This window comes from Citrobacter telavivensis (assembly GCF_041807075.1).
Classification (GTDB): domain Bacteria; phylum Pseudomonadota; class Gammaproteobacteria; order Enterobacterales; family Enterobacteriaceae; genus Citrobacter_A; species Citrobacter_A telavivensis.
In genome coordinates this window covers 87,304-96,273 of sequence record NZ_JBGUBF010000010.1, presented here as the reverse complement: position 1 = coordinate 96,273, position 8,970 = coordinate 87,304, and the positions used below count along the sequence as shown (strand labels likewise).

The 8,970-nt window shown below is 53.2% G+C and carries 9 protein-coding genes, 2 tRNA genes and 2 rRNA genes; 11 read left to right on the top strand and 2 right to left on the bottom strand.

The annotated features are described in order from the left end of the window. The 4 genes from ACERJC_RS23495 to ACERJC_RS23480 all read left to right on the top strand — a co-directional run. Positions 1-234 (top strand): 23S ribosomal RNA (locus ACERJC_RS23495); the annotation flags it as partial. Between the two features lie 100 nt (positions 235-334). Then, positions 335-450: ribosomal RNA gene (rrf, locus tag ACERJC_RS23490) — 5S ribosomal RNA — on the top strand. A 54-nt stretch (positions 451-504) separates the two neighbouring features. Next, positions 505-581: transfer RNA gene (locus tag ACERJC_RS23485), tRNA-Asp, on the top strand. Between the two features lie 8 nt (positions 582-589). Then, a tRNA-Trp gene (locus ACERJC_RS23480) sits at positions 590-665 on the top strand. A 104-nt stretch (positions 666-769) separates the two neighbouring features. Here the strand turns inward: ACERJC_RS23480 and hdfR are convergent. Continuing rightward, the gene (gene hdfR, locus ACERJC_RS23475) at positions 770-1,603 is read right to left on the bottom strand and encodes an HTH-type transcriptional regulator HdfR (protein ID WP_152400871.1); all 834 of its coding nucleotides are present in this window, start codon (positions 1,601-1,603) and stop codon (positions 770-772) included. 119 nt (positions 1,604-1,722) lie between these two features. Between hdfR and maoP the strand changes: the two genes are divergently transcribed. Beyond that, positions 1,723-2,061, top strand: a complete 339-nt coding sequence (gene maoP, locus ACERJC_RS23470) for a macrodomain Ori organization protein MaoP (RefSeq protein ID WP_012131115.1) — start codon at positions 1,723-1,725, stop codon at positions 2,059-2,061. Between the two features lie 26 nt (positions 2,062-2,087). Here the strand turns inward: maoP and ACERJC_RS23465 are convergent, their stop codons facing one another. Then, on the bottom strand, positions 2,088-3,608 hold the full coding sequence (locus ACERJC_RS23465; RefSeq protein WP_373672585.1) for a YifB family Mg chelatase-like AAA ATPase: 1,521 nt from the start codon (positions 3,606-3,608) through the stop codon (positions 2,088-2,090). Between the two features lie 353 nt (positions 3,609-3,961). Between ACERJC_RS23465 and ilvL the strand changes: the two genes are divergently transcribed. The 6 genes from ilvL (at position 3,962) to ilvD (ending at position 8,970) form a co-directional block, all read left to right on the top strand. Then, on the top strand, positions 3,962-4,060 hold the full coding sequence (gene ilvL / locus ACERJC_RS23460) for an ilv operon leader peptide (protein WP_042326053.1): 99 nt from the start codon (positions 3,962-3,964) through the stop codon (positions 4,058-4,060). 86 nt (positions 4,061-4,146) lie between these two features. Continuing rightward, on the top strand, positions 4,147-4,197 hold the full coding sequence (gene ilvX, locus ACERJC_RS23455) for a peptide IlvX (RefSeq protein ID WP_193388322.1): 51 nt from the start codon (positions 4,147-4,149) through the stop codon (positions 4,195-4,197). Between the two features lie 2 nt (positions 4,198-4,199). Beyond that, positions 4,200-5,846: an acetolactate synthase 2 catalytic subunit gene (gene ilvG / locus ACERJC_RS23450; RefSeq protein WP_373672584.1), complete on the top strand. Its 1,647-nt coding sequence runs from the start codon at positions 4,200-4,202 to the stop codon at positions 5,844-5,846. Then, entirely contained in the window at positions 5,843-6,106 is a 264-nt protein-coding gene (ilvM, locus tag ACERJC_RS23445) for an acetolactate synthase 2 small subunit (RefSeq protein WP_046492904.1), read from the top strand. The genes ilvG and ilvM overlap by 4 nt, the downstream gene beginning before the upstream one ends. 18 nt (positions 6,107-6,124) lie before the next feature. After that, the gene (ilvE, locus tag ACERJC_RS23440) at positions 6,125-7,054 is read left to right on the top strand and encodes a branched-chain-amino-acid transaminase (RefSeq protein ID WP_373672583.1); all 930 of its coding nucleotides are present in this window, start codon (positions 6,125-6,127) and stop codon (positions 7,052-7,054) included. Between the two features lie 65 nt (positions 7,055-7,119). Further along, the gene (gene ilvD / locus ACERJC_RS23435; RefSeq protein WP_373672582.1) at positions 7,120-8,970 is read left to right on the top strand and encodes a dihydroxy-acid dehydratase; all 1,851 of its coding nucleotides are present in this window, start codon (positions 7,120-7,122) and stop codon (positions 8,968-8,970) included.

Sequence of the window (8,970 nt, the reverse complement as noted above, 5' to 3'; positions counted from 1 at the left end):
GTGGACGCATCACTGGTGTTCGGGTTGTCATGCCAATGGCACTGCCCGGTAGCTAAATGCGGAAAAGATAAGTGCTGAAAGCATCTAAGCACGAAACTTGCCCCGAGATGAGTTCTCCCTGACCCTTAAAGGGTCCTGAAGGAACGTTGAAGACGACGACGTTGATAGGCCGGGTGTGTAAGCGCAGCGATGCGTTGAGCTAACCGGTACTAATGAACCGTGAGGCTTAACCTTACAACGCCGAAGCTGTTTTGGCGGATTTGAGAGAATTTTCAGTTCAGCTTGATAACAGATTATGTCACTTCGAGGAAACGGGGTGATAAAACAGAATTTGCCTGGCGGCTGTAGCGCGGTGGTCCCACCTGACCCCATGCCGAACTCAGAAGTGAAACGCCGTAGCGCCGATGGTAGTGTGGGGTCTCCCCATGTGAGAGTAGGGAACTGCCAGGCATCAAATTAAGCAGTAAACTGGTGTAAAAATCAGTGGTTGTAGAAAAATTCGGTGGAGCGGTAGTTCAGTTGGTTAGAATACCTGCCTGTCACGCAGGGGGTCGCGGGTTCGAGTCCCGTCCGTTCCGCCACCCTAATTAGGGGCGTAGTTCAATTGGTAGAGCACCGGTCTCCAAAACCGGGTGTTGGGAGTTCGAGTCTCTCCGCCCCTGCCAGAAAATAATCCTTAGCATTTGCTAAGGATTTTTTTTATCTATAGAACGCGCCTCCAGATACCGATCTCTTCCTTTAATGGCATCCTTGCCAACGTCATTTACACTTACTCTTCCAGTACCTCTACCTTTAGAAGATCTTTGATCAGCGCATGTTTATCGCTATTTTGCAGCCAAATAGCGTACAACGGACGCGAAAGTGTTGCGCTGTCTGCAACGGTATGCAACTCGCCTTTTTCTTTGGCCCAACGCGTGGGTAACCAGGTGCAACCATTCAGAGCGTGAAGTTGCTGTCTGGCCAGTTCAGCAGAACTGGTGGTAAGTACCGGAATTTCATCGGCGGCTATTAATCCCACTTCATTCTGTTGAAAATCCGGCCCCCACTCCAGACGCAGATAATTAAGCGCCTCTTTCATCGTCGAGGGGCTGGTGCAATATAACGCCAGGGTGAAATACCCCAGTAACTGGCTGCTAAATTCATCCATTTTTGGGGCTTCTGTGGTGATAAGCAGATCAAGCTGGCGTTCATGTAACTGTTTTACCAGTGACTGACGCTGTGCGATGCGCGCCTCGAATTGCAGACCGTTCTGGGGCTCTTGTGACTGGTACAAGCGCCCTAACCAGCCGTTAAGCATACACTCCCACAGCGACGCACTGGCACCGATTGAAAACTCATTATGCCTTGATGTATGGGCGACCTCTTTACGTGCCGCCTGCCATGTATTCATCAGCGTTTCTGCATAAGGCAGAAGCTTCTCGCCGGCCGCCGTTAAGCGGATATTATTTCTGTGACGGGTAAAAAGATTCACACCGAGTTGGTTTTCCAACTGTCTGATACGAAAGCTAACCGCCGACTGAGTCAGGTAGAGCGCTTCCGCAGCCCGGCCAAAGTGGCGCGTTCGGCTAACTTCCAGGAAAGTTTTTAACAATTCCGTATCCACAGTGCTCTCCGCAAAATTATTTGTCGTTATGATTTAAATGTTTTGTTTTACACTCTGTCAAGCGTAACTAATACTCCGCGCCATAAATAGCTCGGCCAAAAGAATTAGGAGCGTGCAGGATGGCGGAAAGCTTTACGACGACTAATCGATATTTCGACAATAAATATTATCCACGCGGTTTCTCTCGTCATGGTGATTTCACCATCAAAGAGGCGCAACTGCTTGAACGTCATGGTTATGCCTTCAATGAGCTGGATCTGGGCAAACGTGAGCCGGTTACCGAAGAAGAGAGGCTCTTTGTTGCGGTATGTCGTGGTGAACGTGAGCCAGTGACCGAAGCGGAACGTGTCTGGTCTAAATACATGACGCGTATCAAGCGTCCAAAACGTTTCCACACCCTGTCCGGCGGTAAACCGCAGATGGAAGGTGCTGAGGATTACACAGAGTCTGATGACTAGTAAAAAAAAGGGCCCAGGCCCTTTTTTTATGTCAGTTGTTTCTGCAAGTGAGCAAGCAGTCGATCTATCGCCCGGTAGCTGACCGCTTCCTGCAAGTGTCGCCGCGAAATATGTTCGGCTTGCGCAAGGTCGGCAATGGTCCTTGAGACCTTTAATAAACGCTGCCAGGCCCGTATGGACAACCCAAGATGGATGAGGGTCTCCTCAAGCCACAGAGCATCTTCATCCGATAACGAACAGTGTTCGCGTATCTCCCTGTTTTGCAGGAGCGCATTCAGTTTGCCCTGGCGTTTATGCTGACGTTCCTGCGCGACAATGACCCGCTGTTTAACCGTAAGGCTGTTTTCTCCTTTTACACCGGGCTGGCTGAGTATCCCTGGCGGTGGCAAAGGGATTTCGAGAGAAAGATCAAAGCGGTCCAGAAAGGGACCTGAGAGCCGACTGAGATAACGTAATGTCTGTTCTGGTGTACTCCGGTTATGGTTACCCTGATAGTGTCCTGTGGGACTGGGATTCATTGCAGCCACCAGTTGAAAGCGCGCAGGATAGGTGATCTTAGCGCGCGTACGTGAAAGGTGGATCTGGCCAGACTCTATGGGTTCACGTAGGGCATCTAATGTCCGTCGTTCAAACTCAGGCAATTCATCAAGAAACAGTATGCCGTTGTGTGCCAACGAAATTTCGCCGGGAACGGGGATGGAACCGCCACCTACCATCGCGGTCAGGGATGCGCTGTGGTGCGGCGCGCGAAAAGGTCGCTGCTTCCACAGTTTTTGCACGCTGGTTGAGTTGACCAGGCTGAGGATGGCGGCGCTTTCCAGGGCCTCCTCATTACTCAACGCCGGTAACAGGCCATTAAGGCGGCTGGCAAGCATCGTTTTCCCTGTACCCGGTGGGCCAACTAACAGCAGGTTATGCCCGCCTGCGGCGGTGATCTCAAGGCTGCGCTTTCCTTGCTCCTGACCAATAACATCGCTGAGATCGTCAGATGACGCGCAGCTCATCCCGTCGCTAACTCCGGGATGGCTAAGATCATGCTTTCCTTCCAGGAATGCACAGACGTCTTGTAAATGATCGGCAATCAGACATCCCTCGCCATCAATCAGTCCAACCTCTTCTTCATTCTCTTTTGCCACGATAATGCCTCTTCCCGCTCGTATCGCTTCGGTTGCACTGGATATGGCGCCGGGAACGCCGCGTAATGCGCCTGTAAGCGCTAATTCACCCACTAACTCATATTGGTTGAGTTTATGTGTTGTAAGCTGCTCAGAGGCAACCAGAAGCGCCACAGCAATAGGTAAATCATATCGCCCGCCCTCTTTAGGAAGATCGGCAGGGGCAAGATTGATGGTGATTTTCTTTGCGGGAAAGTCATATCCGCTATTAATGATCGCGCTGCGTACCCGGTCGCGCGCCTCTTTGACGGTTGTTTCTGGTAACCCCACCAGTGTTAAACCGGGCAGACCGTTACTGATATGTACTTCGATGGTAATCGCCGGCGCATTCACCCCCAGCGCAGCGCGTGTATGAACAATTGACAGTGACATAATCCCTCCAGGTGCCACTATTATGTCTGAACTCTTCTCTGCAATATCATTGCAGAATGGCGTTTATTCGCTGTGGTTTCCGCACTTTTGATGCAATTTGTCTGAGCTTTCTGTTTTACTGGAAGGGGGCTCACAGTCAGTTTTCCCCCTTCTCTGGCGTTTTGAAAAAGTGGTTTACTTCCGCCCTGGAAGTGAAATTTTTTCAATTCCTGGTTTTTTCATAAAAAACAATGGGTTTTCGCTAATCTGTTAGCTGAGTCAGAAAAATGAAAAGAAAAAAATCTTGTGCTATTGGCGAAATCTATGGTAACTCTTTAGGTATTCCTTCGAACAAGATGCAAGAATAGACAAAAATGACAGCCCTTCTACGAGTGATTAGCCTGGTCGTGATTAGCGTGGTGGTGATTATTATCCCATCGTGCGGGGCTGCACTTGGACGAGGAAAGGCTTAAAAATCAAGCCTTAACGAACTAAGACCCCCGCACCGAAAGGTCCGGGGGTTTTTTTTGACCTTAAAAACACAACAGAGGAACAGAAAATGAATAACAGCATAAAATTCTGTTTCTTAAGATTTACGACGGGGAACTAACTATGAATGGAGCACAGTGGGTGGTACATGCGTTGCGTGCACAGGGTGTCGAGACAGTATTCGGCTATCCCGGTGGCGCAATTATGCCGGTCTACGATGCGTTGTACGACGGTGGCGTGGAACACCTGCTGTGCCGACACGAACAGGGAGCGGCGATCGCTGCCATCGGTTATGCCCGTTCTACCGGTAAAACCGGAGTCTGCATTGCCACCTCTGGTCCCGGGGCAACCAACCTGATCACCGGACTTGCAGATGCACTGTTAGATTCGGTCCCTGTTGTGGCGATCACCGGGCAGGTTGCTGCGCCGCTTATCGGTACCGATGCGTTTCAGGAAGTGGACGTATTGGGGCTGTCCCTGGCCTGTACCAAGCACAGTTTTCTGGTGCAGTCGCTGGAAGAGCTGCCGCGCATCATGGCTGAGGCGTTTGAAGTCGCTAACTCTGGTCGTCCCGGCCCGGTTCTGGTGGATATCCCAAAAGATATCCAACTAGCCCGAGGGGAGTTGGAGCCGTACTTCACGACTGTCGAAAACGCGGCCGTTTTCCCTCACACCGACGTTGAGCGGGCGCGAAAAATGCTGGCCCTGGCGCAAAAACCGATGCTGTACGTGGGGGGCGGTGTCGGGATGGCGCAGGCGGTTCCAGCGCTGCGCGAGTTTATTGCGGTAACGCAAATGCCGGTTGCCTGTACGCTGAAAGGATTGGGTGCTGTCGAGGCGGACTATCCCTACTATCAGGGGATGCTGGGCATGCATGGCACCAAAGCCGCGAACTTCGCCGTGCAGGAGTGTGATTTGCTGATTGCGGTAGGCGCTCGTTTTGATGACCGGGTGACCGGCAAACTGGATACCTTCGCGCCGCACGCCAGTGTGATTCATATGGATATCGACCCGGCTGAACTGAACAAACTGCGCCGGGCGCATGTCACCTTGCAGGGCGATTTGAATGCGTTGCTGCCAGCTCTGCAACAGACGCTCAACATCAATGAATGGCGTCAGCGTAATGCGGAACTGCGTACTGACCACACCTGGCGCTACGATCATCCAGGGGAAGCCATCTATGCGCCGCTGCTGTTGAAACAGCTGTCGGATCGTAAACCAGCCAACTGTGTGGTGACGACAGATGTCGGTCAGCATCAGATGTGGTCCGCGCAACATATGACGTACACTCGCCCGGAGAATTTCATCACCTCCAGCGGTTTAGGTACGATGGGCTTTGGTTTACCGGCTGCCGTTGGGGCGCAGGTTGCGCGACCGGACGACACCGTTATCTGTATCTCCGGTGACGGCTCCTTCATGATGAATGTTCAGGAGCTGGGCACCGTAAAACGTAAGCAGTTACCGTTGAAGATAGTCTTACTGGATAACCAACGGTTAGGTATGGTTCGACAATGGCAGCAGCTGTTTTTCCAGGAACGATATAGCGAAACCACCCTGACCGATAACCCCGATTTCCTCACGTTAGCCAGCGCCTTCGGCATCCCTGGCCAACACATCACCCGAAAAGACCAGGTTGAAGCGGCACTCGATACCCTGCTGAACAGCGACGGGCCATACCTGCTTCATGTCTCAATCGACGAACTTGAGAATGTCTGGCCACTGGTGCCGCCCGGCGCCAGCAATTCTGAAATGCTGGAGAAATTATCATGATGCAACATCAGGTCGCCGTAGAAGCTCGCTTTAATCCGGAAACACTGGAACGCGTATTACGTGTGGTACGCCATCGTGGTTTTCAGGTGTGCGCCATGAATATGGGCTCCGCTCGGGACGCGCAGAATATAAATATTGAATTGACCGTTGCCAGTCCGCTGTCGGTCGACTTACTGTTTAGTCAGTTAAGTAAGCTGGTCGATGTGGCACATGTTGCCATCTGCCAGAGCACAACCACATCACAACAAATCCGCGCGTAAGCGCAACAGGAAGAAGAAATGACGACGAAAAAAGCTGATTACATTTGGTTCAATGGCGAGATGGTTCGTTGGGAAGAGGCGAAAGTTCACGTGATGTCCCACGCGCTGCACTACGGTACGTCTGTATTTGAAGGCATCCGTTGCTATGACTCGCACAAAGGCCCGGTGGTGTTCCGTCATCGCGAACATATGCAGCGCCTGCATGATTCAGCCAAAATTTATCGTTTCCCGGTCTCCCAGAGTGTGGATGAGCTGATGGAAGCCTGCCGTGAGGTGATCCGTAAAAACAACCTGACCAGCGCCTATATTCGTCCATTGGTGTTTGTTGGCGATGTGGGGATGGGCGTGAATCCACCTCCGGGATACACCACTGACGTCATTATCGCCGCGTTCCCGTGGGGTGCGTACCTGGGTGCCGAAGCGCTGGAACAAGGGATCGATGCGATGGTTTCCTCGTGGAACCGTGCCGCGCCAAACACAATCCCGACTGCGGCAAAAGCGGGGGGGAACTACCTCTCATCACTGCTGGTAGGTAGCGAAGCACGTCGTCATGGCTATCAGGAAGGCATCGCGCTGGATGTGAATGGCTACATTTCTGAAGGCGCCGGTGAAAACCTGTTTGAGGTGAAAGACGGTGTGCTGTTTACCCCGCCATTTACCTCTTCCGCGCTGCCGGGGATCACCCGTGACGCTATCATCAAACTGGCGAAAGAACTGGGTATTGAAGTCCGCGAGCAGGTTCTGTCCCGCGAATCCCTGTATCTGGCGGATGAAGTGTTCATGTCCGGTACAGCGGCGGAAATCACCCCGGTTCGCAGCGTTGACGGCATCCAGGTAGGCGAAGGCCGTTGTGGACCTGTCACCAAACGTGTCCAGCAAGCTTTCTTCGGTCTGTTTACTGGCGAAACCGAGGACAAATGGGGCTGGTTGGATCAGGTTAATTCATAATTAAAGAAAAATGGGACGGCACGCACCGTCCCGTTTTACAGACAGACACCAGGAGTAAATAACGCATGCCTAAGTACCGTTCCGCCACCACTACTCATGGCCGCAATATGGCAGGAGCCCGCGCGCTGTGGCGCGCAACCGGAATGACCGATGCCGATTTCGGCAAACCGATCATTGCCGTCGTGAACTCATTCACCCAGTTTGTGCCAGGGCACGTGCATTTGCGCGATCTCGGTAAACTGGTCGCTGAACAGATTGAAGCATCAGGCGGCGTGGCTAAAGAGTTCAACACCATTGCAGTGGATGATGGTATCGCCATGGGCCACGGGGGCATGCTTTATTCACTGCCGTCGCGCGAACTGATCGCTGATTCGGTGGAGTACATGGTGAATGCCCATTGCGCCGATGCAATGGTCTGTATTTCCAACTGCGACAAAATCACCCCGGGGATGCTGATGGCCTCTCTGCGCCTGAACATTCCGGTGATCTTTGTTTCCGGTGGTCCGATGGAGGCCGGGAAAACCAAGCTTTCTGACAAAATTATCAAGCTCGATCTGGTTGATGCCATGATTCAGGGAGCGGACCCGAAAGTCTCTGACGATCAGAGCAATCAGGTTGAACGCTCTGCCTGCCCGACCTGCGGCTCCTGTTCCGGGATGTTTACCGCGAACTCGATGAACTGCCTGACCGAAGCGCTGGGCCTGTCGCAGCCGGGTAACGGCTCGCTGCTGGCGACCCATGCCGACCGTAAGCAGTTGTTCCTCAATGCCGGTAAACGCATTGTTGAACTGACCAAACGTTATTACGAGCAGGATGACGCCTCTGCGCTACCGCGCAATATTGCCTGCAAGGCGGCGTTTGAAAATGCGATGACGCTGGATATCGCGATGGGCGGCTCCACCAATACTGTTCTGCACCTGCTGGCAGCGGCGCAGGAAGCGGAGATCGACTTCACGATGAGTGATATCGACAAGCTTTCCCGTAAAGTGCCGCAGCTGTGCAAAGTGGCGCCGAGTACGCAGAAATACCACATGGAAGATGTTCACCGTGCGGGCGGCGTGTTGGGGATTCTGGGCGAACTGGATCGTGCGAGCCTGTTGAACCGGGACGTGAAAAACGTGTTGGGGCTGACGCTGCCGCAAACCCTTGAGCAGTACGACATCACGGTGACGCAAGATGATGCCGTGAAGCAGATGTTCCGCGCGGGTCCGGCGGGTATTCGCACCACAGAAGCGTTCTCACAGGATTGCCGCTGGGACTCGCTGGATGACGATCGCGCCGAAGGCTGTATCCGCTCGCTGGAACATGCTTACAGCAAAGACGGTGGCCTGGCGGTACTTTACGGTAACTTCGCGGAAAATGGCTGCATTGTCAAAACTGCCGGCGTGGATGACAGCATTCTGAAATTCACTGGCCCGGCCAAAGTGTATGAAAGCCAGGATGAGGCGGTTGACGCGATCCTCGGCGGCAAAGTGGTGGCAGGCGACGTGGTCGTAATCCGCTACGAAGGGCCAAAAGGCGGGCCGGGGATGCAGGAAATGCTCTACCCGACGACTTTCCTTAAATCGATGGGCCTCGGCAAAGCGTGTGCGCTGGTCACCGACGGTCGTTTCTCTGGCGGCACCTCCGGCCTCTCCATTGGTCACGTTTCACCGGAAGCGGCCAGCGGCGGTAATATTGCGATCATTGAAGACGGCGACATGATTGCTATTGATATTCCAAACCGTGGCATTCAGCTGCAGTTGAGCGATGCGGAAATTGCTGCGCGTCGTGAAGCGCAGGAAGCACGCGGCGACAAAGCCTGGACACCGAAAAATCGTCAGCGCCAGGTGTCGTTTGCGCTGCGCGCCTATGCCAGCCTGGCGACTAGCGCCGATAAAGGCGCGGTACGCGATAAATCGAAACTGGGAGGCTGA